Origin of the sequence: Clostridium senegalense JC122 (genome assembly GCF_000285575.1) — a bacterium.
In the GTDB taxonomy this organism is placed as follows: domain Bacteria; phylum Bacillota; class Clostridia; order Clostridiales; family Clostridiaceae; genus Clostridium_J; species Clostridium_J senegalense.
In genome coordinates, this window is sequence record NZ_HE611054.1 from 1 (window position 1) to 24,993 (window position 24,993).

A 24,993-nucleotide genomic window follows, 5' to 3' on the forward strand; every position below is an offset into this window, starting at 1 on the left:
TTTGTCGCTTATCAACGACTGCTTTTTCATTCTAGCAATTTGTTTATCATTTGTCAACAACTTTTTTTGAACTTTTTTTCAAGTCCTCGTCGCTGACGACTTACTTATAATAACACTTATTAACATAATTTGAAACATTATTTTTACTTAATAGATTAAAATTAAATTCATTTTCCACTTTATTTCTTATTAAATCTCTATTTTACTTCTATAGATATACCCGGTTAAGTTTACTTTTATTAAATATACTTTACCCTAAATAGGCTAGTTCATATATAATCTAAACTTTATATTATTTCTTGTAGTTTATCTTTTTAAAATTTTTCCATGCTATGTTTTTCATTTAAGGTAAATCAATTAATGATTATATATTCATTTTTTCACATCACTATTGCTTTAATTATAAATTCTATCAACTTATATTTATATATTTTTTAAACATTTAAAATAAACTTGTACCGTTTTAAATTAAATCTCTTTTAACTAAGATTAACATATGTAAAAAAACATTACATATTTATATAGTACATAAATAGTCTAATATATTTATTAAAAAATCGTGTAATTCACTTTTTTGAACTACACGATTTTCAACTCCTAATTTAGTTTATTACTTACTATTTTCAGAATAAAACTTTAGTGCTTCTCCAATAAATTTAGATGACCCACTTCCATATTTTTTATCAACTACTTCTTTAAAAACAGAATCTGACAAATAGAGTTCTGCATTATAACCCAAATAATTTTCTCCCACATCTATTTTTAAAGCCTCATTCTGTTTTTTCGTCTCATTTTCAATCTCTCCAACAATTTGTTGAATTTCTTTTGAAGAAGGGTCTTTACTTAAATCAGATGTAATCTTTTCATATAGTTCTTCTAATTTAGGTCGCTTATCTCCCAAACATTTATTTAGAGCTTCTCCAATAAACTTAGATGCACCGTCACCATATTTCTTATCAACCTCTTTTATCCATATAGGATTACTGAATAGTCGTACCATATAGTACCAATAAACATCGCCATTCTCCATTTTGAAAATTTCATAATCTTTTTTAGCTGTATTTGTTATTTCTTCAGCAATTTGTTGAATCTCTTTTGAAGAAGGATCTTTACTTAAGTCAGACACAAGTTTTTTATATAGTTCTTTTAATTTAGGATGATTTCCTTCCAAACAATCTTTTTTAAACTCATCATATTGCTCTGATAAATTTATCATACCACTATTAAGATTTTTCTTTAAAGCTTTAGCATATTTTTCAATACTTCCATATTGCTTTATGGCCATTTTAGCAATTTCATCTTCATTAGCTTTAAACTTTTCAATATGTTCATTATATTTATCTATACTACCATACATTTTAATTATCTTATCTGCATGTTCTTGTTTAAACTCTTCTAATACATTATAATATTCACTCATATCAAATTCCTTGAAATTCATTGTACTTTCTCCTTTTAATGTTTTTTCTATAAGGTCAATTAACCCATTCAATCTTTTTCTTTTTAAAACAAGCAACTTTTTCTGATTTTTTAATGCTTGCATTTTATCAAAGTATGGACTTAACATTATTTCTTTAATTTCCTTTAAGGGTATATCAAGTTCTTTAAAAAATAAAATCTGTTGCAAATCTTTAAGGGCTTCATCATCATAAAATCTGTAGCCTACTTCTGTAACCTTACTTGGTTTTAGCAATCCAATTTCATCATAATAATGTAGTGTGCGCACACTTATTCCTGTCAAATCTGAAACTTGTTTTACTGTTCTCATTATTACACCTCAAAGTTTAAATTTAGAGCTTTCAATATTATGTAACATTCTGCTAGCCGAAAATTTTTATAATATTTCCAATCTCTATTTTTATAGTACACTATCACGTGACGTTAGAGTCAAAACTTTTTTCTAAGAAATATAAAATGAATTTTCAACTCTGAAATTCTAGGACTTTTTAAAATACTATATAGTTGTTGATATTGATAAGGAATATATTTTTATCAAATCAATAAACTATGATCATTGACAATAATATCTTTTATAAATATTATAATAGTTAAAATCTAATAAAATACAAAGGTGATAAAATGGTTCATAAAATTGAAAAAGAACTAAATTTTTTACTTAGTTCAACGGATAAAATGATGTCTAATAACTTTACACGAAAACTAAAAGCAAAAGGTATTAATATTACTTTTGAGCAATATACTCTTTTAACAATACTATGGGATAACAAAGACTTATGCCAATATAATTTAGCTAAACTAACTAATAGAGATGAAGCAAGTACATCTAGACTTATAAATACTCTTATAAAAAATGGGTTTATAATTCGTCAAAGTTGTATAACAGACAAAAGAATACGAAGGATAAAACTCACAGAAAAAGGTGAAGCCATTAAAAATACCGTTTTAGATATATCTAATCAATGCTTAAATGAAACAATCACTGGTATGTCACAAGAAGAATTTGCAGCTGGAATAAAATTTTTAGAAAACATACGAAAAAACCTAGATAACAATAGTTCTAAGGAATAAACCCTTAATAAAATCTAACTAAATAATATTAAATGATATATTTTTTAATATATTATAAAAGCCTTAGTCATGTTAAGACTAAGGCTTTTACTATTTTATATTATACTTTTAGCATATCAGAAAGTTTTTCTGCACTGACTTTGATTTCTTCATCAGTTAATTTATGTGTACTATATAAAACATATGGTGGCAAATATTTCATTCCAGTAAAAATAGCCATATTTTGTAGTGGTTTTGTTAACTCACTTATTGAAAAGTTTTGATATCCTCCAGCTTGATATCCTTCTTTAGAACCTCCAGCTGAAATTGCTAACATAAATTCTTTTCCTTTTAATTTATTCCCATTAGGTCCATGAGAAAAACCAAAAGCAAAAACTTCATCTTGCCATTGTTTTAAAAATGAAGGTATACTGTACCAATAAAATGGAAATTGAAATACTATTCTATCATGCTCTTCTATTAACTTTTGCTCTGAACTAACATCTATTTTACCATCTTTATAAAGCTTATAAATTTCATGTACAGTTATATCATCCTCTTTTCCTAATGCTTGTCCCCACATTTTATTAACCTTTGACTTATCAATATTAGGATGTGCTAAAATTACTAATGTTTTCATAATAATCTCTCCTTATCTTTTGTTAAATTACTTGCATAAACAAGTTTTAATTTATTATAAATCACTTTACTTGTTTATGCAAGTAAATATATATTGGTAATTTATTCCTATTAACATTTTTAATATTTATCTCATGACTATAGTGAAACAAGCTCTCATTTGAATTTATTCAATAACTTTAAAATATTTTCATATAAGATATAGTGTTCAATTCTAAGTAATTCGGAGCATGTCTCACTATTTTAGGTATCCAAGTTTTGGAATGGGTAATTTAAAAAGTCAACTTTGAACCCTATATAGGGAAACAATCTCAAACAAAAATTTATAAATAAAAAACCTCCTCCTCTCAGATTTGGTTTTCTCCTATTTATTAAATATATAAATTCTTACTCCTTTTAAAAGGTTAAAAGACAAATTGCAATTAAAATTATTGTTGATACTGCCAAAAAGCTCAAAGAAACTCCTGCCTTCTTTTTTCTTGATTCCATTATCAATCTATCTGCATTACTCATAAAAGATGGATATTTTCTTCTACCAATCAAATATAGTAATAATCCACCGCCTCCATTTCCACTCAATGAAAAAATCCCCCAAAACTTTGGATGTTTTAATCCTCTGCTTATAGCATCAAGTTCTGTCATTTTAAAAACCTGATAGGCAAGGGTTGATGCTCCTAATATTGCAATAAACATTAATACAATTAAATACCAACTCATATAAATCCCCCTAAAACTTCTTAATTATCTGATAGAATAATGCCGTTGTACTCAATATACAGATTGACGCACTACCTATAATCATATAATTATTTTTTGCTATCACACTATTTAAAAACATAAATAAAATTAACAATACTCCATTTAATCCAATAGCCATGAGCAGCTTTTTATTACTACTCACAACATCTGTGCTTTCCTCTAAATGTTTCATCATGTTCGAATCTCCTTTCAATAATTCGTCCAGACTGATACTATAGAGGTCGCTTAACTTAATTACACTTATAATATCTGGATAAGATTTTTCATTCTCCCAGTTTGATATTGTTTGTCTAGAAACCTGTATTTCCTCTGCAACTTTTTCTTGAGTTAACCCAGAATCTATTCGCGCTTTTTTTAATTTACTTCCAACCTCCATAAAACTGCTCCTTTCACTAACATCTTGTCATGATTAAATGTATTGGTCTATCAAAATTCTTTTACATGGCGTTTTTTTCTATGTCAAAATAATTTTACATGGCCATTTTACAAGCTTTTTCCTAATTGCAACTGAAAAAATGTCCTAATATATACCCTTACTACTTATCTTAAATAAACATCACATTATCTATCACTATAATATCATTTATAAATAGTATGTTTAAATTATTAAAATGCATATTTAATTAGTTATACAAATCTATTATTTGTTTTTAATCTTGATTAGTTCCATTTTTGGTATTAATATTATAAGTAGTAACAAAAGGAGGCCTATTATGAATGATATAAATAAAATAATGTTAAACCCTATTCGTATGCGAATTATTCAAACAATGTCTACTAGTAAAAGTAGTACTGCTTCTGAACTTTGTGAAAAAATTAAAGATGTACCACGTACAACAATGTATCGTCATATAAATACTTTAATTGATAATAATATTTTATCTATTGTATCAGAAAAAAAATTAGAGGAAGTATAGAAAGAACTCTTACTTTAAATATTACAGAAATTACAAAACATAATACTATAGAAAATGCTGACGAAAATGCTTTTGGATTTCTAATGAACACTTACTCAAAGTTTCATAATTATTTCAACAATAAGAACAGTAACCCCGGAAAAGATAAAGTATTTTTAAATAACACAATATTAATGATGAGTGATATTGAATTCGATAAATTTTTAGAAGAATTACATGAGCTTATTTTAAAATACAACTTTGACTCATCTAAAGTAAGAAAAGCAAGAGATATTTCAATTATCTCCTCTCCTAACTGTGAAAATTAAAATATGTAAGCTATTGTAAGCGAATTTAAAATGAAAAGAGGAAAATTACTATGAAGATATTATATATAATAATTGTATTAATTGCAGTATTTATGCTAATTGGTTCAATTCTACATTCTATCTATTTTAGAAGTAAGCTAAATCAAATAAAACCTTATGGACAACTTATTGGTGTGGATGACGGAAAAGTGCATATCTATTCAATGGGAAATGGTAAAAAAACAATTGTATTGCTTCCAGGTATGGGTATCCCCCTTCCATCTGCTGATTTCGGTCCACTTATGCGTAAATTAAGCGAAAATTATACAGTTGTTTGTGTTGAATATTTTGGTGTAGGTTTTAGTAGTGAAACCTCAAAACCTCGTACTAGTAAAAATTATGTTGAAGAAACAAGGACTGCACTTAGTAAAGCAGGGTTTAAAGCTCCATATATTTTAATGCCTCATTCTATATCAAGTGTTTATAGTGAATACTATGCATCAAAATATCCTGAAGAAATTGAGGCTATTATATCTCTTGATGGAACATCTACTGCATATTATGATAAAATGCCATCTTTTTTAAGATATATACTTCCAATTGCAAAAGTTCAGCAAGTTATAGGTATTACTTCAATAATCGCACATCTAACTGGAAATAAAAAATCACTTTTTAAGATTGGATATACAAAAAAAGAACTAAATGACATTGCTCTATTTGCAGGTTTTTCAATAAATAATACTCTTTTAGAACAAATATTAAATTCTGGTGAATTTATAAATGAAACTATGAAATTACCATTTCCTAAATCTGTATCCTATTTTAAAGTAATTTCTAAACAAACTTATGAAAAACCTAACAAACAATTGAAAATTACCCCTCAAGAATATCAAATTCAACATCTAAAACGAGTTGGTGAACATGCAAAATATGAAATACTTGAGGGCAGTCATTTTATTTATCTAAATAATATTGATAAAATTACAGAGATTACTGATAATTTTCTACTTAAGATTAATTAATATAAAAAACCGTATCATTTACTTATGATACGGTTCTATGTAACTAATATACTCAAACTTAGTCATCAAAGCTACACTTTAATCTTCATCTACAGTATTAATAGCTTCCAATCCATTTTCTAAAATAAATAGCAACTTTTTATATCTAATGAATTAAGTGTTCATTTTCTTAAATTCCAATTGTAAACACACTCAATTTATAAATGATAGAAAGATAAAAATTCCACCACCTACTTTATACAATAAGCTAACCATCTAAAAAATCTTCCTATATTTTTAAAAGAAAATATATTGCATAATAATTCAGTCAGCTTTCCAAACTTCCTATAAAAGAAATTAAATGCCAAAAACGGAATCCATTGACTTTTAAACTTTGGTAGTCTTTTTATTATATTTTTAACCGTGTATACTTCTTTATATATCCATAAATAGCCATTATATAATTCTTCTGCTGTCATGTTTTTTGGCTTATATACCACATGTGCAGTATTATAATTGGATAAATTATAATCTACAATTCTATTTTTCTCCATTAATGATGAGTATAACTTTGTACCAGGATATGGAGTAAGGATATGTGAAGTTACTGTCTCTATCTTATTTTTAACTATCCATTCTAATGTATTCTTAAATACAGAGACATCATCTTCATCTAATCCAAAAACAAAACTTGCATTTATCATTATCCCTCTTTTATGAATTTCATCTACAAGTTTTTCATATCTGGTTACACTATTTTGCACCTTATGCACACTATCTATTGACTTACTATTTATACTTTCAAATCCTATAAATAGACTTTGACAACCAGCCTCCTTCATTTCATCTAATAATTCAGGCATGTCTACTATATTAGAAGTAACTGCTGCGTTCCACTTCAGTTTAAGAGGTTTTATTTCCTTCAATAATTTTTTTGTCCATTTAGGATTTCCAATAAAATTATCATCAATAAACATTATATGCCTTGTTTTTAATGCATTTATATCTTTAATTACATCTTCTATAGGCCTATTAATATAAGTTTTAAGTGCATCTTTGCAGCTATTATAGCAGAAATCGCATTTAAATGGACATCCTCTACTTGTACTAATTATATTCGTATATAAATATTTTTTATTATCTATAATGTCATAGTGAGGTGATATTATTTCTTTTCCAGAAATATTTCCCATATCATAATATATCTTCTTAAGTGAATTATTTTCTTTATCCTTAAGGATTTTTGTCCAAACTCTTTCAGCCATTCCCACACATATTGCATCAAAACTATTAAGAGCGCCCTCTGGATCAGCTGTAATATGGATACCTCCTGCAATTACTGTTACACCACGATTTCGGAACTCCTTTGATATTTCCACCGCTCTATTCATAACGTCTACAGTTACGGTTATTGCTATCAAATCCACAGGTTCATCAAAGTCTATCTTTTCAACATTTTCATTTTCAATAATGATTTCGTGTTCTTTCGGCGTAAGATTTGCTATTGTTAATAAAGCTAATGAAGGCGACATTCTTGTTTTTAACTTTGTATCCATAGGTCTTGGCAGCATTTCAGGTTGAATTAATTTTATCTTCATAGATTACCTCCTCAAACAAACTTTAATCATCATTTAGCTAATCTAATTACAATACTCAACTTCCTATCATTTTTTAACTATATCCCTTATGAATCATTTCTATATTCTAAAATATCACCTGGTTGGCAATCCAACGCTTTGCATATTGCCTCTAAAGTTGAAAATCTAATAGCTTTTGCCTTTCCATTTTTCAATATAGAAATATTTGCCATGGTTATTCCAACCTTTTCTGTAAGTTCTGTTACACTCATTTTCCTTTTAGCTAACATCACATCAATATTGATTATAATCGCCATATTATTTACCTCATACCGTTAAATCATTTTCTGATTTTATATCAATAGCATCTTGTAAAAGTCTTTGAAGAACAGCAACAAACACCGCAATGACAACTGACGCAAAAACAATGATGATTGGGAATGCTATGAGACCTGGAGCGTCGTCTACCTCCGCTATTGGAAATAGGAATGGTATAATTACTGCATATATAACACTGATTGTATTTGCACAGTATTTTATATATTTTAAAGCCTTTACAGATAATTCCGAGAAAGCTTTGTTCTTGTCAATATAATTTAAAAGTTTTAAAACCTGATAAAGAGCAAAAAAATACGATATGGCTGTTGCATACACACCCATTAAGATAGGAAGGTGTAAATAGTTTATAAATCCAGGTAATAAAAATATACATAGCGCAAGAATTGGAATTCCAATAAGAATAACAGATATTTTTAAAAAAATTGTCGAATATCGTTTCATAAAAAACACCTCACTTTTAATTTTTATATAGAATAACACACTTTTTATCGTTTATCAATAAATTTTTATTTATATTATATATTTATTGGTTAATTGTATCTTACAAATTGAGTAGTCGCTAAATAATTATTTTATTTAACGTCCTCTAACATTATCGTGCATATTGGTCTAATACATGGCTGTTCTTTAAGAATTATGTAGCCCCAATAAATAGCCTAACTCTTGGATTTTTAAAAATTGATTATTTAAAGTTGTTTGTACTATAGGACTTATTGAACATCTTTATTGTTAGTTAGTGGTTCCCGCTAATAAGCCCACAACAGATTTTCACCGTTAAATTGTTACCCATACTGGGAACACAGAAAAACCGTATCACACTCACTTGTGATACGGTTCTCCATTCAACCTTCAAAGAAGCTTATTTTTTATTTAAACTTATTATCCCTAATTAAAATGGCAATCCCCAAAGCAAAACCTAATAAAATCAACGAACCCATGAGCAATCATTGATGATGTTATATCAACTTTTTTCTGTAAAATTGCAAAAGGTAAGGCGAATACTAAAACATATATTATTATCGATATAATTCCAGAAGTAATACCACCATAAATAAAACTGTCAGGAGTATGTACTATAACATGTGGCATAATCATCATAAACCAACACGTAAATCTTTGAAATTTGGTCTCAATTTTTCCCTCCAACAAATTTATAGAAAAAGCATAAAACAATGCCCTCATTACAATTTTTTCATAAATTGCAGGACTTAATGCTACAACAAAGCAAGATGAATTAATATTTAAATGTGGCTCATTATTTGTTTTCATAAATAAGTAATTTACTATTCCTAAAACAACTCCCACGCTTATTCCAAATAAAATACTCATTAAAATACTTCTTTTATTTTTTCTATTTAAAAATAAAAGTTTTTCATTCTTATGCTTTTCAAATGTACTAAATATAACTAAAGCCGATAGTAAAGTAACAATAAATCCCTTTGTCATTTTTAAAATAGCTTTGTCAAAATATGAAATGAATATGCTTAAATATGATAATGCAACTAAAATGCTTAAAATTAAAGAGATGTTTAATTTATAAAGTAAAATTTTTAAAAAAGATATTTATAGCTTCTTTGAAATTTTTACAGAGTAGTATTTTAAATTTTTTCATTATTACTTTTTAACACTATAAATTTGGAATTTTTAGGCTTAGCTTTACGCCTATGCTTGTCTCCCTATAATTTATAACGATTTTTTATATTTTTTATAATGATCTAAACTTAAATTAATATTAATAACACCTGAAATTATTAATAATATTCCACAATATTTTTTACTAATTAAATCTAATATCCCTAAAGTCAAAAATAAAACCCCTAAAAATCCTTCTATTTTCCACAAGCTTTTGCTATTTATTGCTTCACTTTTGCACTTACCATACTTTTTTATTTGTTTAATTTTATCATTATATGCTAAATAAGGCATAAAGTTAAAAATAAATGCAATAATATCAATTATTAATAATCCAACGATAATTAAAAATACAGATTTTATATGAATTAAAGAAACAACTGATAAACATATTAGTGCTATAGCTATTACTAAGGAATAAAGCATCCCTTTTTTTGATGAATTCCTTATTCTTATATATTTATCTATTTCTGTTTTACTATCACTATAAATAGGTTTAGTATTAGCTTGTGCTGAAAAAATGTGCATTTGGTTCCCTATAGAAATAACCGATTTCCATCCTGCTTCTTTAAATATCGTAAAATATTCTTCATCTGCCTCATTCTGATAATCTAAGCTATATATTATGTCTTGAGGCTTATCTTTTTTTAATTTATAGAAAAAACCTCCTACAATATCTTCTAATATCCAACCTTCCATTGCATAATTTTTTAGTTTTTCCATATCGCTTTCTTCACTAAATGCCAATCCATTAATCATTACATATTTATTTTTCATAAATACCCCCATTTTAATCCAAAAAATTTTCAGCAAATTTAACCATCTGCTTTTTACGCTCAATCTCTTTTATTAGCATCTCTCTCCCTTTACTTGTTATTTTATACACTTTTTTATTTTCACCTGTGTCAGAACTCAACTCCACTAAACCTGCTGCTAAAAGTTTTTTCAGTGTTGTATAAAGTGATGCAGGACCAATAGTAACTTCGTTATTAGTAAGATTCTCAATAGTTTTCATAATTAGATATCCGTGCTTTTCCTCAATAACACTAGATAAAATATAAAAAGCAGAATCTGTTAGCTCTCCAACATCAATAGAATCTCTTCTTGGCATGAAATTCTCCTTCCCACTATATATCATTAAATGATATATCATTTAATATAATATATCAATAAATGATATATATGTCAAACATTCCCTTGACACCCGTACTATTTATATATTCTTTTTAAAATGCAAAAAAAATATAACCACCTATAGGTGGTTATAGATATATTATAAAGGCAACATTGCCTAGTCATTATTTTATAATTAAATTTTAGTAAAAACTTTCGTTACTTATGGTACAGTTCTCCCTATCAGTAATAAATGAGGTTTTTCTAAATTTACTATATTTACTATATTTACTATATTTACTTTCGTTCTCCCAACTATAAGTTTTATCAAAAAGAGTATGTTTAATATGTACACCTTCTTCACTTAAATTATTATTTATTTTTATAAAGATAAAAATCATTCATTTTAGTTTTAGATATTTTGAATTTAATTTAATTATAAAATTAGATTCTTCTACCTCTATTTCACTTAATACAGTTAAGTCAAGAGAACACGCATATAATTTTTTAAAAGTACTCCTTATCTTGTCCACCTCTATTAAAATGTTACTAGAAAATTTTTTGTATATTAATAGCAAATCTATATCATTTGGATTTTTTTTCTCATCGAGGATTGATCCAAATAAATAGATACTTTTAAAAGATTCAAACAAGTCTATATGATCTACTATTTCTTGAATAACACTATCTTTTTTACTTGAGACTGTTGATATATCCATAAAATTCATCCATCGTTAGTAGCTTAATATTCATGTCTTTTGCTAACTCATATGCTTCTGATGAAATACAGCTTGCACCGTTCCAATGATGCAAGTTTAAAATTATACATTCTTCTGCTGGAGCTAATTGCAGAAGAGCAACTTTACTTAAACAATACTCATAAATAAAAACTATATTTACATTATTCACTATAATTTCTTTTAAATTATTAATATCTCTAAAATCAAATTTTAATCCTTTTGACTTTATGACTTTTAGAGCATAATTTAAGCTTTCAAAACGAACTTTAACTCCTCTAAAGCTATTATTATCATAATACATTTGTCTCAATTTAGGTGTATCATTAAGATAGATTTTTTCATACTTCTTATCTATACGGCTTATCTTGACCTAAAACGATAGTTTCAAATTCTCCTTTATTTTGCAATGATGTTATTAAACACTCTATAGACTCTACAGATGGCAAGAATTTACCTTCTAAAGGTTCTATGCCAAATAAAGAATTAATCTCAATCGGAAATAATGCACCTCTTACTTTTTCTTCGCTTAATCGTGTAGCTTCAAACTCATCAATATGAAGAAGAAATCTTTGCACTATTGCTAAATTCGAAAAATCTTTTACAGTATGGCTTTGAATTAATCTAATATTTTTTTGTAAAATCTCTTTTATAATTCTATTATTTGATAAAATTTTTCCTTCCGCACTATCCCATAACTCTCTCTTATCCCCTAAATAATAATTTTCAAAGATAGCTTGATTCTCTAATAATAAAGGGACTACTTTACTTTTCAGCTCTTCAAAGTTATCATATTCTTCACTGAAGAATTTTTTAAACTCAGCTGCCCTTATTTTTTTCCACTCTTTAACTTCTTCTGCATTAAATGCATTGTTTTTATCAAAATTTGTATGGCAATTAGGACATAAGATAATTAAATTTTCAAAAGAATTATCTGCTGTTTTACAATGAGGGATTATATGAGCCTTTTCCATTATGTCTCCACTACCTTTAAATAATTCTGCTTTGCACGCTGGATTCATACACCTGCCCATAGATTCAGAATATATTTTTCTTTCAATATTGACATTTATACTCTTCCTCATTCTACCATCTCCTTTAAAAGTTTAAATTTACCATTCATGTACATAAGTATATCATATTTTTAAAAACCATATCACTTACTTGTGATATGGTTCACCGTATCACTTACAAGTGAGGTTTTTACATGCGTTTTTTAATTCCTTATAGGAACTTATGAAACCTAAAAATCATTCCCATTTAAAAAGCTTAATAGATACACCGCTACAAACCACTGTAAGTATAGTAATAGTAATGTAAATTGGTACTACTGAATCACATATACTTAAATTAAGTGAGGCGCTTTTTAAAACCTTTATCCCCTGAGTTAATGGGAAAATATCTGCCATCCTTTGAAGCGCTGTTGGCATAACCTCATATGGTAATGTTGCCCCTGAGAATATAAGCATAGGAAAATATAGAATACTTGCAATCACACCTGCTGATTTAGTATTTTTTGCTATTCCTCCCACCATGAAGCCAATACTGAACATTGAAGCCATTACTAATGTATATGCTCCTAAAAAATTAATCCAAGAACCTCTAAATTGAAAATTAAAAAATATCTTGGCTGTTAAATATACAAGTATTAATGAAACAATGGCATATAGGGCATAGATAACTCCTTCAACTGCTAGAATTATTGATGGACTCACAGGTGTTACCTTAAATCTTTTTAATATCTTTCTGTGACGATACTCAGATAACACTAAGGGCAAGCCCATAACCCCACCTGCGCAGATGGCAATGGTTGATATAGCAGCAAAAGATTGCTCCATGAATGTGAAGTCTGCTCCAGGAAATGCAGGTTTATTGCCATAAATAACACCTAAAATAACAGTTACCACTACCGGCATACAGATTGCAAAGATAAACATATCCATACCTCTTAGTGATAACTTTAATTCAGTTTTTAGCATTACTTTAAATACTTTCATCATCCAATTCCTCCTCATCTAGAAACCATAGATAAGCATCCTCAAACTTTTCATATGGACTCTGTTCCACTACTTCCTTAACTGTTCCATAAAATTCTATTGCTCCTTTTTTTAAAATGCATATTTTATCGCAGAGAACTTCAACCTCATCCATGAAATGAGATGTTAAAAAAATTGTGAGTCCTTGCTTCTTTAAGTTTAATAGGCACTTCCACACATCTCTTCTCACTTTTACATCTAGTCCTGTTGTAAGTTCGTCAAGGAAAACTACCTCTGGGTTAGGAATTAACGCTAGGATAATAAATAATCGTTGCTTTTCTCCTCCAGAAAGTTCACTTACTTGCTTTTTAACTTTATCATGAAGATTAAATTTCTTTAATAATTTATTGTAATCTAATGGATTATTATAGAGGACTTCTGTTATTTCACATAGCTCCTTTACTGTAATCTTTTCCTGATAATTAGATTCTTGAAACTGAACCCCAACTTTCTCGAATAGTTCTTTTCTTTGCTTTTTAGGATTCATACCTAGGATAGATACCAACCCCTCATCAAAACTCTTTGTACCTAAAATACATTCTATGGTAGTACTCTTCCCTGCCCCATTGGCCCCAAGCAATCCAAATACCTCTCCTCTCCTAACTGTGAAACTAACATCCTTCACCACTTTAACATCCCCATAGGATTTATATAGATTATGAACTTTTATTACTTCCATGTGTTATTCCCTCCTTTTGATAAAAGAATAACACCAGCACAAAGTCTGGTGTTAAAGTGTAGAGTTTATATTAAGTTCATTTTTCATATATTCTAGTTGTTTCAATATACTATGAGCATTTTTTTCTGCATCACTTAAGGAAGTAAGAAGCCTGTCGCATGCTGTAACAATGTCCTCATCCCTTTGGGGCTTATTAATCACCTCTCTAATATCAATTTCCTTACTTTCTGATATGGAATTCATCATTCTTAAAATTGCTGAAAGAGAGTAGTTAGCACAACGTAACGTGCGTATTATCCTTAATCTATTAATATCACTTTCAGTATAAACTCGATATCCATTCTGCTTTCTTTTAACTGTAAGCAAACCATTCATCTCCCAATTTCTTAATGTATCCATTGTGACTTGTAGATAGTCTGAGGTTTGCTTTCTTGTAAAAAATATATTGTTATCTTCAGCATTTATACCTGATAAAAGCTTCTTTGAAATTTCTATGGCTTCTTCTGCATTTTTTTGTTCTTGTTTTATCTGATTAATATAATCCTTTGTACAGTTAATTGCTTCTTGAAGCTCTCCCCTAGCAGATAACTTAACAACATTGATTATCTTCTTTCTAAGCCCATTTTGCAAAACCTCTACTTTAAAAGCAGTTCTAGCAAGGTTAAACTGTTCTATATGATAGTCAGTAAATACTCTGTAACCATTTGGTAACCTACTTGCCTCTGGTATTAATTTAAGCTTTTCGTACAAACGTACAGTGTTTGAATGTACCCCTATTCTTTTAGCTACTTCTGCTGTTTTATATATCTTATCCATACTATTTTCACCACCATGTTATTATTATAACACTTATGCAAAGTCTGGTGATTTAGTGGAGAGTTTTATTTGCTTATTATTAAATCTTACTTACGATACAGTATTTTTACTTATAAAAAACGTCTTACCCATTGATATCACTAAGCTAAGGATAATTTTATCATTTACTTATGATATGGTTCAATATTCATTATCCTAAATTTGATTTTTATTACATCAAAATATTTTTCTTTTAATTTATCACTACACTATGTATAGGGTTCCAAGTTTACTTTTAAAATTATCCATTCCAAAACTTGGATACCTAAAATAGTGAGACATGCTCCGAATCACTAAAAATTCAACACTGTATCTTGTGTGAAAATATTTTAAAGTTATTGAATAAATTTAAATTGGAGCTTGTTTCCCTATAATAATAAAAAATTTAAATAAGCTATTCATTGAAAATTGATTTAGAAACTCTCATAGATTTTTATTTGATTTTTTTGACCTAATCCAAGGACGGATTAGCCGGTGCATCAGACAAGGACGTCACTTCTCCGGGTAGTCATAAAAATCGGATAAAAATATATTTAGAGTTTCTTTGAAATTTTCACAGACTATCGTTTTAAATTTTTTCATTATTACTTTTTAATACTATAATTTGGGAACTTTTAGGCTTACCCTTACGTCTATGGAGATTAAAACTGAAATTTCAACTTATTCACTTATCTAACATATTTATCATTCTTTCTAATAATAAAATGCTTGCATATTTTTAAATTTTAGAGTTTATTAAATTATTTAATATATTTTTTCTTACCACTAATCATATATTAAATAAATTACATATAAAAAGAGCTATCACTCCTCTAACCTTTAGTTAGTTTTGTAATAGCCCCTAGTTATATCATACTCAAATTTAAAATTCCATTTAATGCCCTTTCTTGATCCATATAATAAAAGAGTTAACTAGTTTCACAATCCAATCTTCTAAATTAGGATATTCTTGTTTAATTAAATTTTTCACTTCATATATAGAAGCATCTAATGATAATGTATTCGTTCCTTCTACCTTGTTTCCTATAGCTATATTAGCTTTTGCATAATCTCCTACTGCTATATCTGATCCTATCGCTGCTGCACCTGCTGCATATTTTCCTATAGCCACTGCCCCAAATGAAAATATTCCTATAGATATTGCTCCAATTGAAAAGGTACCTATAGCAATAGCCCCTACTGCTAACAACAAACCTATTGCTAAAGCTGCCAAACTAATTAATGCTATGGATATAAAACCAAAACTTAAAATCCCAAATGATACAAATCCTACAGATATTATTCCATATGATATATTTCCTAAAGCAATTATCCCCTTTGCCTTTTTTAAACCTTTTCCTAAGTTAATATGCACAAGTGGCAATCCAAAAACTTTTCTCTTACTCTTATATTCATATTCCAATGAACTACTACCTAAATTAATAACCAACTGTTTTTTATTAATATTCACTTCTTCTTTATCTTCAAATGTGTTATTTTGTAAAATATCAAATCTATCATTATCTTTAACTAAGCTATCAATGGTTACATTATATAGTTCAGACAGTATTATCAATTTATTTAAATCCGGTATTGATTGTCCTGACTCCCACTTTGAAATCGCTTGTCTTGATATTCCTAATTTTTCTGCTAATTCTTCTTGAGATAACCCACTCTTTTTTCTTAATAACTGTAATTTTTTATTTAAATCCACTTTCTCACCCCCATGAAAAATTATACAAAATATACATATATCATTCTACCAACTAATGATTTCCTTTTGTCAACTATCAGTTGCATCCCTCTGTTAATTAGAATTATCTATAACTATAATTTTATTATTATAATCTTATTATAAACACATTTTTTTGATTGAAATAATTATGTCTTTTATTAATATAATATATTCATACCCAAACAAACCTTATCATTTGTTATTAAATAATAAGGTTTATTTTTAATGCAAAACTTTTTTGATTTTAAAAAAGTTTTACTTTATTAAATTACAAACTAGAATTTATACTTTTAATTTGATAGATTTATTTATATCTTGGACATTCTGGAAACAACTTTTATATTAAATGCTCTAGCAAATCCATCTCCAAAATCATGAGATGTTCCACTTTGAAGTGCCTTTCCATCATACATCAAGCTTTCAATTGTATATGTTGCTTTAACTCCTGCAAACTTTTCTTTTTAGGTCTTTTGTCCTTTTAGAACTGGAATTGCCAAATATTCTTCTAACATATTAGCATAAACATTCAACATATTAATAGTCTCTTCCTCTGCTTCTTCTGCTGTTTTATATACCCTATCCATACTATTTACACATCCATATTATTATCATAACACTTACAGAAAGTCTGGTGATTTAATGGAGAGTTCTATTTTTTATTGAATTTTTAAAAAGTTGTACTTCTCATACTTTTTCAATAGCTACCTTTAAAAATTATTTTTCATATTTTAAAATTAATATTTATCTTATATTACAGTTCTTCGTAACTACTTCAAGCTAAAATCCTCCCAATTAATCCCCCTATCTCTAATATACATAATTATGATATAGTGACTAAAATATACTATAGAGATTCCATAATAGGATAGCTAGGTCTTTTTTCAAGTTTTATCATCCTATAAGATAGAGATTCTTATTTAAAATTCATAAGTTTATTTATGAATTAATCCACTATAGCTTAGAATGTAGTATTTAATATGATTGAATTTAATTCGAAACATATTTTTTATTCTATTAATTAATTTTTAAATAATTAAATATTTTTTATGAAATGTTGTAACGAAATGCAATTTTTATAGTCTTATATATGAAAGGCGGTGAAAATGTGACCGAATTTGAGGAAGTATACTCTGCATATTTTAAAGACGTATATAAATATGTATTAAGTCTTTCTAAGAACGAAAACATTGCAGAGGATATAACACAAGAAACATTTTTTAAGGCTTTAAAAAATATTGATAGCTTCAAAGGAAATTGTAAAATGAGAGTTTGGCTCTGCCAAATTGCTAAAAACTCATATTTTTCATATCTAAAGAAAATACAAAGTAACTTTGTAAGTGTTGAAGATATAGTGGATGTTTCTGATGTTGATTTTGAACAAACATTATTTGACGATGAAAGTGCATTTGAAATTCATAAATTACTCCATAACTTAGAAGAACCATTTAAAGAAGTATTTACATTGCGTTTTTTTGGAGATTTATCGTTTGGTAAAATAGCTGAACTATTTGGTAAAACAGAAAGTTGGGCAAGAGTTACTTATCATCGTGCAAGAATAAAGATAAAGGAGAAGTTAATATGAAAGTATCATGTGAAGTTATTAGAGATTTACTACCATTGTATTATGATAAAGTTTGTAGTAATGAAAGTTCATCGTTAATAGAAGAGCACTTAGCTGAATGTACTCAATGCTTAGATGAATTGAAAAAACTTGAAATAAATTTAGAAAAGCCAAATATTCCAGAAGGGAAGGTAAAAGTAATGAAAAGTATTTCAACAAAGTGGAAAATGGATAAAAGAATTGCATTTACAAAAGGTTCAATGATAGCTTCGGCATTAGCAGCTATACTTTGTTTTATTATGTATAATGTTATAGGTGTAAAAATTTTATCAGATGGAACATTGGTTGAGCCATTCGCACTAATACCAATTGGATATGTATTCATATTAATGTTTATCATTTCATTAATATGCAACTTTATATTCTTAAAGAAACGTAAAATTATCTCTAAGTAGAATGTTCATAATTTAAAATTTAGTTGATTTATAATATTCTTATAGAATTTCAACAAGGACTTACTATTACAGTAAGTCCTTTAATATTTTCTAAATAGAAACCTCTATTATTTATGATACACTTCAACATTCATCATTCTAAATTTGATTTTTAATACACTATGTAATAATAAAAAATTTAAATAAGCTATTCATTAAAAATTGATTTAGAAACTCTCATAGATTTTTATTTGATTTTTTTGACCTAATCCAAGGACTGATTAGCCGGTGCATCAGACAAAGACGTCGCTTCTCCGGGTAGTCATAAAAATCGGATAAAAATATATATGGTAAATAGAATTTTAAGTTAGTTATGATTATTAGAGTTTCTTGAAACAACTAACTGAATAAAGGCTTAAAGTTATATTTACCATTCTTTTTAATAATAAAATTCTCGCATACTTTTAAATTTTAGAGTTTATTAAATTATTTAATATGTTTTTTCTTATCACTAATCATATATTAAACAAATTACATATAAAAAAAGCTATCACTCCTCTAACCTTTAGTTAGTTTTGTAGTAACTCCTTAGACATATAAAAAAGAAATAATATACCAACTATTTAAAGCATATTTAGTATATTATTTCTTTGATTATTCATTATTTAAAATCTATAGATTCATAACAATTTCTTTATACTTTAATCCTCTTACTGCAAAGTTAGGGAACATATCAAAGCTTGCACATGCTGGTGATAATGTTACTATATCTCCATTTTTAGCTAACTTTTTAGAAAGCTCAACTGCTTCTTCTAAAGTACTTACTTCATGTATAGAAACTTCTATTCCTTTTTCCTCTTTTAATCTATTAAATTCATGTTTGATTTTATCCTTAGTTGCACCTAATAATATAAGTTCTTTTATATATGGATATCCATCAAATGCTAGTATATCAAAAGCTAGATTTTTATCATATCCACCAGCTATTACTATTACAGGTTTTTCGAAAGCCTTTAAGCTAGCAAGTGTTCTTGTTGGACTTGAAGCTATAGAATCATTATAATATTCTACACCATCTAACTTTCTTACTAATTCACTTCTATGCTCTACTCCACCAAAATTTATAGCTACATTTTTCATAGCTTCTATACCCACTTCATCACAAGTAGCTGAAAATGCTGCTAAAAGGTTTTCTACATTATGCATTCCTTTTAACTTAATTTCATCTTTTCTACAAACAAGCTGGCCTTTTACATATAACTTTCCATCTTCAAAATAAGCGCCTTCACTTATTTTTTCTTTTCTACTAAATGTGTAAACTTTGCCTTTAGCTTCATTAATCATACCTTTAGTTATATCGTTATCTAAGTTTAAAACTAATAAGTTTTCTTTATCTTGATATTTAAATATATTTTTCTTACTATCCACATACTCATTCATATCCTTATGCATATCTAAATGATTTGGAGAAAGATTTGTAACAACAGCTATATCTGTTGATGTGTCCATTGTCATTAATTGAAAGCTAGATAACTCTAAAACAACTCTATCTGTTTCCTTCATTTTTTCTATATTCGTAAATAATGGAGTTCCTATATTTCCCCCAACCCAGGTATTGTATCCACTTTCTTTTAATATATTATAAACTAATGTTGTAGTTGTTGTTTTTCCATCACTACCTGTTATGCCATATACTTTTGCTGGACAGTACTTAACGAATTCTTCCATTTCTGAAGTTATATAAGTTCCTTCTTCTTTCGCTCTTACTAACTCATCACAATCTATTCTCATAGAAGGCGTTTTAAATATCACTTCAAATCCTGTAAGTTTTTCTAGATAACCTTCACCTAATTCAAACTTAACACCAATTTTACCGTATTTTTCAACAACCTCTTTAAGGTCTTCTTTATTTTTTTTGTCAAAAGCAGTTACTTTAGCACCTAATGATACTAAGTATTCTATAAGTGGTATGTTACTTACACCTATTCCTACTACTGCTACATTCTTATTTTGTATATATTTTTTGAATTCTTCAAAATTTCTCTTCATATTATCTTAATCCTCCAAGATTATATAGTTAAAAATATTACTAATTTGTTTATAAACTCTATACTTTAAATTATATTATATTTCCTTTAATAATTAAAATATATAAATAAAACTTTATATATTTATTCATTTTTAACATATCTTAGTTTTTTTAAACTTCAACATGTATTATACCATTATTATTCTTTATTTAAAAATAATTATATAATTAACCTTATTTGTATGTCAAAATTGCGCGAATTTATTTAATATATAAACTTATTTTCATCTTATTGAATTCAAGTTTTCTAAATGATATACTTTATTTGTGCCGTAAGGAATATGTTAAGATGATTCCCCAAAATTTTAACATAACACATAACATATCCCCATGATTAAACCCTATTTTTTACCGGATTTTAATCCGGTTATTTTTTTGTATATTTTACATAAGGCATTTTTTAATATCAGTTTAATTATTCAAATTATACTTTTTATATATTATTCAAAGTAAAATACTTTATTTTTACCGTGATATACTATATAAAATATATAAGAATAGTAAACTGCTATTTTTAAAAACACCTAATTAAAATCCCAACAAGTTTTTGTTGGGATTTTTATTTTATTTATTAAAACTCTATTTTTTCTTCTATATATTTAACTAAATCATCTACTGATAATCTTATTTGTTCCATTGTATCTCTATCTCTAATTGTAACTGTATTATCTTCCATTGTATCAAAGTCAACAGTTATACAAAGCGGAGTTCCAATCTCATCTTGTCTTCTATATCTTTTTCCTATACTTCCTGCTTCATCATATTCAATATTGAATTTTTTAGCAAGCATAGAATATACTTCTAATGACTTTTCACTTAATTTCTTGCTTAGTGGTAATACTGCAGCTTTAAATGGTGCTAATGCAGGGTGTAAGTGTAATACATTTCTTACATCTCCGCCTTCTAATTCTTCTTCTTCATATGCATTTATTAAAAACGCTAAAGCTACTCTGTCTGCACCTAATGATGGTTCTATTACATATGGTACATATTTTTCATTAGTTGTAGGATCTAGATATTTCATATCCTCACCTGAATGTTCCATATGTCTTTTTAAATCGTAATCTGTTCTATCAGCTATTCCCCATAGTTCGCCCCATCCAAATGGGAATAAGAATTCTATATCACATGTTGCATTACTATAGAAAGATAATTCTTCTTTGCTATGATCTCTAAATCTTAAACTTTCTTCTCTCATTCCTAAATCAAATAAGAATTTTTTACAATAATCTTTCCAGTATTCAAACCACTCTAAATCAGTTCCTGGTTTACAGAAGAATTCAAGTTCCATTTGTTCGAATTCTCTAGTTCTAAATGTAAAGTTTCCTGGAGTTATTTCATTTCTAAAAGATTTACCAACTTGAGCTACTCCAAATGGTACTTTTTTTCTTGATGCTCTTTGAGCATTTTTAAAGTTTACAAATATACCTTGAGCTGTTTCAGGTCTTAAGTATATTTCTGATTTATTATCTTCTGTTATACCTTGGAAAGTTTTAAACATTAAGTTGAATTTTCTTATATCAGTGAAATTTCTTTTTCCACATTTAGGACATACTATTTCATTTTCTTCAATATAATTTTTATATTCTTCATTAGTCCATCCATCTGCTACTGCAAATTCAGCTCCTTGCGCAGCCATGTGATCTTCAACTAATTTATCTGCTCTAAATCTAGCTTTACATTCTTTACAATCCATTAATGGGTCTGAGAAACCACCTACATGTCCTGTAGCAACCCAAACTTGTGGATTCATAAGTATTGAACAATCTAATCCTACGTTATATGGACTTTCTTGAACAAACTTTTTCCACCATGCTTTTTTTACATTGTTTTTAAATTCTACGCCTATAGGACCATAATCCCAAGAATTTGCTAGTCCTCCATAAATCTCTGACCCAGCAAATATAAAACCTCTATTTTTACATAAGCTAATAATCTTATCCATAGTTATTTCTGTCATAATACTTCCTCCTTTTTTGTTTCTAAAAATAAAAAAACCATTACTAGTTAAGGGACGAAATTTAATTCCGCGGTTCCACCCTTATTAGCAATAGCTCAACTCTTCCAACTATACTCAAAAGCTCCATTCACAATAAATTCATAATGGTTTACACCAAACACCATCTCTCTTTTAATTCTTTATTGTTACTCTTCTTTCTCATCATATATCTATTAAATTATATATACCTATTTTATCAAAATAACTTTCATTGTCAAGACAATACTTTTTAGTTTTTATATTATACTATGAACTAAACTAGTCTTTGGTTCTATATTACTAAAACTACTTCTAAATATATGTATGTCCTTTTTTACATTTTTTATTCAAAAAAAAGTAATACAACTGTATTACTTGAAAATTCAAATGGCTCCGCGAAAAGGATTCGAACCTTCAACCTATCGGTTAACAGCCGAGTGCTCCACCGTTGAGCTATCGCGGAATATTTAATTAATTTACACTTTCATTATACATAAACTTTTATTTTTTTTCAAGTAGTTTTTCTTATTTTTTTTATTTTTTAAATAAAAGAATAAAGCCTGAAACTTTTAGGCTTTATTCTTTATATTTAAATGAAATTTTTCTTATTGTAATGGTTTCATTGTAGGGAATAATATTACGTCTCTTATAGATGTTGAATCAGTTAAGAACATTACTATTCTATCTATACCAATTCCTAATCCACCTGTTGGAGGCATACCTATTTCTAATGCATTCATGAATTCTTCATCTATAACATAAGCCTCATCATCACCAAGTTCTCTTTCATTTGCTTGTTGTGCAAATCTATCTCTTTGAACTATTGGGTCATTAAGCTCTGAGTATGCATTACATACTTCTCTACCATAAACAAAACCTTCGAATCTTTCTGTAAACTCTTCGTTACCACGTTTTTTCTTAGTTAATGGTGATATTTCAACAGGATAATCACAAAGGAATGTTGGTTGTATTAAATGTTCTTCACCGTACTCTTCAAATAACATATTTAATACTTCACCTTTTGTTACTTTATCTATTGGTTTAGGGAATTCTAAATGCTTTTCTTTAGCAATTTTTTGAGCTTCTTCATTTGTTTTTATTTCATTAAAGTCTATACCTGCATATTCTTTTACAGCATCAACCATTGTTATTCTTCTCCAAGGTGGTGTAAAGTCTATTTCTGTTCCTTGGTAAGTAACTTTAGTTGTTCCATGTACTTTTTCACATGCATATGCAACAAGTTGCTCCGTCATTTCCATCATATCATTATAATCAGCATAAGCTTCATATAATTCTATCATTGTGAACTCTGGGTTATGTCTTACACTCATACCTTCATTTCTGAAGTTTTTACCCATATCATAAACCTTTTCAAATCCACCAACTATACATCTTTTTAAATATAATTCTGTAGCTATTCTTAGGTACATGTCTATATCTAATGTGTTGTGATGAGTTACAAAAGGTCTAGCAGCGGCTCCCCCTGCAATTGGCGATAGTATTGGAGTTTCAACCTCTAAGTATCCTCTATTATCTAAGAATTCTCTTATGGCTTTTATTATGTTGATTCTCTTCATGAATGTATCTCTAACATCCTTATTCATAACAAGGTCTACTTCTCTTTGTCTATATTTTAAATCTGGATTTTTAAGTCCATGCCATTTTTCTGGTAATGGTTTTAAAGATTTTGATATTAATTTTATTTCTTTTGCACGTATTGAAGTTTCGCCCGTTCTAGTAACAAAAGCTGTACCTGTTACAGTTACAAAATCTCCAATATCAAAAGTTTTAGCATCTTTAAAAGACTCTTCTCCAACTGCATCTAATCTAACATAAATTTGTATTTTACCATCTCTATCATGAACATCACAGAATCCTGCTTTACCTTGGATTCTTTTTGACATAAGTCTTCCAGCTATAGTTACAAGATTATCTCCTAATTCTTCAAATTGTTCTTTAACTTCTTGTGAATTATGAGTTCTATTAACCTTATATACATCAAAAGGATCTTTACCCTGCTCTTGAAGTTCAGCTAATTTTTGTCTTCTTATTGTAACCTGTTCGTTAAATTCTTCTTCTTTAGCTTGTATATCTTCTATTTCTAATTCTCTTGTGTTATTTTCTTCCATGTTAATAAC

The 24,993-nt window shown here is 27.7% G+C and carries 26 protein-coding genes, 1 tRNA gene and 1 pseudogene; 6 read left to right on the plus strand and 22 right to left on the minus strand.

Going from position 1 to position 24,993, the window contains the following annotated elements:
• Positions 1-610: 610 nt before the first annotated feature.
• Positions 611-1,768, minus strand: a complete 1,158-nt coding sequence (locus CSGHG_RS16035) for a MerR family transcriptional regulator (RefSeq protein ID WP_010297581.1) — start codon at positions 1,766-1,768, stop codon at positions 611-613.
• 311 nt (positions 1,769-2,079) lie between these two features.
• Here CSGHG_RS16035 and CSGHG_RS16040 point away from each other — a divergent pair, with 311 nt between their 5' ends.
• Positions 2,080-2,529 (plus strand): MarR family winged helix-turn-helix transcriptional regulator, encoded by a 450-nt coding sequence (locus CSGHG_RS16040; protein ID WP_010297584.1) that lies wholly within the window; start codon positions 2,080-2,082, stop codon positions 2,527-2,529.
• 100 nt (positions 2,530-2,629) lie between these two features.
• On the opposite strand, the gene CSGHG_RS16045 is transcribed toward CSGHG_RS16040, so the two are convergent.
• The 3 genes from CSGHG_RS16045 to CSGHG_RS16055 form a co-directional block, all read right to left on the minus strand.
• A complete protein-coding gene (locus CSGHG_RS16045) occupies positions 2,630-3,148 on the minus strand; it encodes an NAD(P)H-dependent oxidoreductase (RefSeq protein WP_010297586.1) in 519 nt (172 codons plus the stop codon).
• A gap of 395 nt (positions 3,149-3,543) precedes the next feature.
• Positions 3,544-3,864: a hypothetical protein gene (locus tag CSGHG_RS16050; RefSeq protein ID WP_010297590.1), complete on the minus strand. Its 321-nt coding sequence runs from the start codon at positions 3,862-3,864 to the stop codon at positions 3,544-3,546.
• A 10-nt stretch (positions 3,865-3,874) separates the two neighbouring features.
• Positions 3,875-4,282: a helix-turn-helix domain-containing protein gene (locus tag CSGHG_RS16055; RefSeq protein ID WP_010297593.1), complete on the minus strand. Its 408-nt coding sequence runs from the start codon at positions 4,280-4,282 to the stop codon at positions 3,875-3,877.
• A 337-nt stretch (positions 4,283-4,619) separates the two neighbouring features.
• Here CSGHG_RS16055 and CSGHG_RS16060 point away from each other — a divergent pair, with 337 nt between their 5' ends.
• The 3 genes from CSGHG_RS16060 to CSGHG_RS16065 all read left to right on the plus strand — a co-directional run bounded on the left by CSGHG_RS16060 (position 4,620) and on the right by CSGHG_RS16065 (position 6,132).
• Complete coding sequence (locus CSGHG_RS16060; protein WP_010297596.1) at positions 4,620-4,823, plus strand: helix-turn-helix domain-containing protein; 204 nt, start codon at positions 4,620-4,622, stop codon at positions 4,821-4,823.
• 83 nt (positions 4,824-4,906) lie between these two features.
• The gene (locus tag CSGHG_RS23400) at positions 4,907-5,131 is read left to right on the plus strand and encodes a helix-turn-helix domain-containing protein (protein ID WP_147582281.1); all 225 of its coding nucleotides are present in this window, start codon (positions 4,907-4,909) and stop codon (positions 5,129-5,131) included.
• A gap of 50 nt (positions 5,132-5,181) precedes the next feature.
• Positions 5,182-6,132: an alpha/beta fold hydrolase gene (locus CSGHG_RS16065; protein WP_010297601.1), complete on the plus strand. Its 951-nt coding sequence runs from the start codon at positions 5,182-5,184 to the stop codon at positions 6,130-6,132.
• A gap of 230 nt (positions 6,133-6,362) precedes the next feature.
• On the opposite strand, the gene CSGHG_RS16070 is transcribed toward CSGHG_RS16065, so the two are convergent.
• From CSGHG_RS16070 to CSGHG_RS22850, 14 genes and pseudogenes are all read right to left on the minus strand, one after another.
• Positions 6,363-7,709: a B12-binding domain-containing radical SAM protein gene (locus CSGHG_RS16070; RefSeq protein WP_010297604.1), complete on the minus strand. Its 1,347-nt coding sequence runs from the start codon at positions 7,707-7,709 to the stop codon at positions 6,363-6,365.
• A gap of 86 nt (positions 7,710-7,795) precedes the next feature.
• Positions 7,796-8,005, minus strand: coding sequence for a helix-turn-helix domain-containing protein (locus CSGHG_RS16075; RefSeq protein ID WP_010297607.1), 210 nt, complete (start codon positions 8,003-8,005; stop codon positions 7,796-7,798).
• 10 nt (positions 8,006-8,015) lie between these two features.
• A complete protein-coding gene (locus tag CSGHG_RS16080; protein WP_010297610.1) occupies positions 8,016-8,468 on the minus strand; it encodes a DUF2975 domain-containing protein in 453 nt (150 codons plus the stop codon).
• A gap of 444 nt (positions 8,469-8,912) precedes the next feature.
• Positions 8,913-9,473, minus strand: a complete 561-nt coding sequence (locus tag CSGHG_RS16085) for a hypothetical protein (RefSeq protein WP_010297613.1) — start codon at positions 9,471-9,473, stop codon at positions 8,913-8,915.
• A 237-nt stretch (positions 9,474-9,710) separates the two neighbouring features.
• Positions 9,711-10,436 (minus strand): DUF2812 domain-containing protein, encoded by a 726-nt coding sequence (locus tag CSGHG_RS16090; protein ID WP_010297617.1) that lies wholly within the window; start codon positions 10,434-10,436, stop codon positions 9,711-9,713.
• 13 nt (positions 10,437-10,449) lie between these two features.
• Positions 10,450-10,770, minus strand: a complete 321-nt coding sequence (locus tag CSGHG_RS16095; protein WP_010297621.1) for a PadR family transcriptional regulator — start codon at positions 10,768-10,770, stop codon at positions 10,450-10,452.
• Positions 10,771-11,173: 403 nt separating this feature from the next.
• Positions 11,174-11,491, minus strand: a complete 318-nt coding sequence (locus CSGHG_RS16100; protein ID WP_010297625.1) for a nucleotidyltransferase domain-containing protein — start codon at positions 11,489-11,491, stop codon at positions 11,174-11,176.
• Positions 11,466-11,813: a hypothetical protein gene (locus CSGHG_RS23960; protein WP_010297629.1), complete on the minus strand. Its 348-nt coding sequence runs from the start codon at positions 11,811-11,813 to the stop codon at positions 11,466-11,468. Before CSGHG_RS23960 ends, CSGHG_RS16100 begins: the two co-directional genes overlap by 26 nt.
• A gap of 46 nt (positions 11,814-11,859) precedes the next feature.
• Positions 11,860-12,594 carry an HNH endonuclease signature motif containing protein gene (locus tag CSGHG_RS21205; protein ID WP_010297632.1) on the minus strand — a complete coding sequence of 245 codons (735 nt, stop codon included), beginning with the start codon at positions 12,592-12,594 and terminating at the stop codon, positions 11,860-11,862.
• 165 nt (positions 12,595-12,759) lie between these two features.
• Positions 12,760-13,506 carry an ABC transporter permease gene (locus tag CSGHG_RS16110; protein ID WP_010297634.1) on the minus strand — a complete coding sequence of 249 codons (747 nt, stop codon included), beginning with the start codon at positions 13,504-13,506 and terminating at the stop codon, positions 12,760-12,762.
• Complete coding sequence (locus CSGHG_RS16115) at positions 13,493-14,224, minus strand: ABC transporter ATP-binding protein (protein WP_010297637.1); 732 nt, start codon at positions 14,222-14,224, stop codon at positions 13,493-13,495. The genes CSGHG_RS16110 and CSGHG_RS16115 overlap by 14 nt, the downstream gene beginning before the upstream one ends.
• 51 nt (positions 14,225-14,275) lie before the next feature.
• Complete coding sequence (locus CSGHG_RS16120; protein WP_010297641.1) at positions 14,276-15,040, minus strand: MerR family transcriptional regulator; 765 nt, start codon at positions 15,038-15,040, stop codon at positions 14,276-14,278.
• Positions 15,041-15,953: 913 nt separating this feature from the next.
• The gene (locus CSGHG_RS16125) at positions 15,954-16,772 is read right to left on the minus strand and encodes a helix-turn-helix domain-containing protein (protein ID WP_010297648.1); all 819 of its coding nucleotides are present in this window, start codon (positions 16,770-16,772) and stop codon (positions 15,954-15,956) included.
• A 332-nt stretch (positions 16,773-17,104) separates the two neighbouring features.
• Positions 17,105-17,365: pseudogene (locus CSGHG_RS22850) on the minus strand (proline--tRNA ligase); the annotation flags it as partial.
• A 533-nt stretch (positions 17,366-17,898) separates the two neighbouring features.
• Between CSGHG_RS22850 and CSGHG_RS16140 the strand changes: the two are divergent.
• Both CSGHG_RS16140 and CSGHG_RS16145 read left to right on the plus strand, forming a co-directional pair.
• Positions 17,899-18,375, plus strand: a complete 477-nt coding sequence (locus CSGHG_RS16140) for an RNA polymerase sigma factor (RefSeq protein ID WP_010297654.1) — start codon at positions 17,899-17,901, stop codon at positions 18,373-18,375.
• Positions 18,372-18,809 (plus strand): DUF3955 domain-containing protein, encoded by a 438-nt coding sequence (locus CSGHG_RS16145; protein WP_010297657.1) that lies wholly within the window; start codon positions 18,372-18,374, stop codon positions 18,807-18,809. The genes CSGHG_RS16140 and CSGHG_RS16145 overlap by 4 nt, the downstream gene beginning before the upstream one ends.
• A 651-nt stretch (positions 18,810-19,460) precedes the next feature.
• Here the strand turns inward: CSGHG_RS16145 and murD are convergent.
• From murD to lysS, 4 genes are all read right to left on the minus strand, one after another.
• Positions 19,461-20,837, minus strand: a complete 1,377-nt coding sequence (gene murD, locus CSGHG_RS16150; RefSeq protein WP_010297661.1) for a UDP-N-acetylmuramoyl-L-alanine--D-glutamate ligase — start codon at positions 20,835-20,837, stop codon at positions 19,461-19,463.
• Between the two features lie 611 nt (positions 20,838-21,448).
• On the minus strand, positions 21,449-22,840 hold the full coding sequence (locus CSGHG_RS16155; RefSeq protein WP_147582283.1) for a glycine--tRNA ligase: 1,392 nt from the start codon (positions 22,838-22,840) through the stop codon (positions 21,449-21,451).
• 403 nt (positions 22,841-23,243) lie between these two features.
• Positions 23,244-23,318 (minus strand) — tRNA-Asn (locus tag CSGHG_RS16160).
• A 142-nt stretch (positions 23,319-23,460) separates the two neighbouring features.
• Complete coding sequence (gene lysS / locus CSGHG_RS16165; RefSeq protein ID WP_010297667.1) at positions 23,461-24,984, minus strand: lysine--tRNA ligase; 1,524 nt, start codon at positions 24,982-24,984, stop codon at positions 23,461-23,463.
• Positions 24,985-24,993: the final 9 nt, after the last annotated feature.

Coding starts and splice junctions, on each gene's coding strand:
- CSGHG_RS16145 (WP_010297657.1), top strand. CDS start 18,372: ATGAAAGTATCATGTGAAGTTATTAGAGATTTACTACCATTGTATTAT.
- CSGHG_RS16055 (WP_010297593.1), bottom strand. CDS start 4,282: ATGGAGGTTGGAAGTAAATTAAAAAAAGCGCGAATAGATTCTGGGTTA.
- CSGHG_RS16095 (WP_010297621.1), bottom strand. CDS start 10,770: ATGCCAAGAAGAGATTCTATTGATGTTGGAGAGCTAACAGATTCTGCT.
- CSGHG_RS16110 (WP_010297634.1), bottom strand. CDS start 13,506: ATGAAAGTATTTAAAGTAATGCTAAAAACTGAATTAAAGTTATCACTA.
- CSGHG_RS16035 (WP_010297581.1), bottom strand. CDS start 1,768: ATGAGAACAGTAAAACAAGTTTCAGATTTGACAGGAATAAGTGTGCGC.
- CSGHG_RS16100 (WP_010297625.1), bottom strand. CDS start 11,491: ATGGATATATCAACAGTCTCAAGTAAAAAAGATAGTGTTATTCAAGAA.
- CSGHG_RS16080 (WP_010297610.1), bottom strand. CDS start 8,468: ATGAAACGATATTCGACAATTTTTTTAAAAATATCTGTTATTCTTATT.
- lysS (WP_010297667.1), bottom strand. CDS start 24,984: ATGGAAGAAAATAACACAAGAGAATTAGAAATAGAAGATATACAAGCT.
- CSGHG_RS16075 (WP_010297607.1), bottom strand. CDS start 8,005: ATGGCGATTATAATCAATATTGATGTGATGTTAGCTAAAAGGAAAATG.
- CSGHG_RS16050 (WP_010297590.1), bottom strand. CDS start 3,864: ATGAGTTGGTATTTAATTGTATTAATGTTTATTGCAATATTAGGAGCA.
- CSGHG_RS21205 (WP_010297632.1), bottom strand. CDS start 12,594: ATGAGGAAGAGTATAAATGTCAATATTGAAAGAAAAATATATTCTGAA.
- CSGHG_RS16090 (WP_010297617.1), bottom strand. CDS start 10,436: ATGAAAAATAAATATGTAATGATTAATGGATTGGCATTTAGTGAAGAA.
- murD (WP_010297661.1), bottom strand. CDS start 20,837: ATGAAGAGAAATTTTGAAGAATTCAAAAAATATATACAAAATAAGAAT.
- CSGHG_RS16115 (WP_010297637.1), bottom strand. CDS start 14,224: ATGGAAGTAATAAAAGTTCATAATCTATATAAATCCTATGGGGATGTT.
- CSGHG_RS16065 (WP_010297601.1), top strand. CDS start 5,182: ATGAAGATATTATATATAATAATTGTATTAATTGCAGTATTTATGCTA.
- CSGHG_RS23960 (WP_010297629.1), bottom strand. CDS start 11,813: ATGTATTATGATAATAATAGCTTTAGAGGAGTTAAAGTTCGTTTTGAA.
- CSGHG_RS16060 (WP_010297596.1), top strand. CDS start 4,620: ATGAATGATATAAATAAAATAATGTTAAACCCTATTCGTATGCGAATT.
- CSGHG_RS16120 (WP_010297641.1), bottom strand. CDS start 15,040: ATGGATAAGATATATAAAACAGCAGAAGTAGCTAAAAGAATAGGGGTA.
- CSGHG_RS16045 (WP_010297586.1), bottom strand. CDS start 3,148: ATGAAAACATTAGTAATTTTAGCACATCCTAATATTGATAAGTCAAAG.
- CSGHG_RS16040 (WP_010297584.1), top strand. CDS start 2,080: ATGGTTCATAAAATTGAAAAAGAACTAAATTTTTTACTTAGTTCAACG.
- CSGHG_RS16070 (WP_010297604.1), bottom strand. CDS start 7,709: ATGAAGATAAAATTAATTCAACCTGAAATGCTGCCAAGACCTATGGAT.
- CSGHG_RS23400 (WP_147582281.1), top strand. CDS start 4,907: ATGAACACTTACTCAAAGTTTCATAATTATTTCAACAATAAGAACAGT.
- CSGHG_RS16085 (WP_010297613.1), bottom strand. CDS start 9,473: ATGACAAAGGGATTTATTGTTACTTTACTATCGGCTTTAGTTATATTT.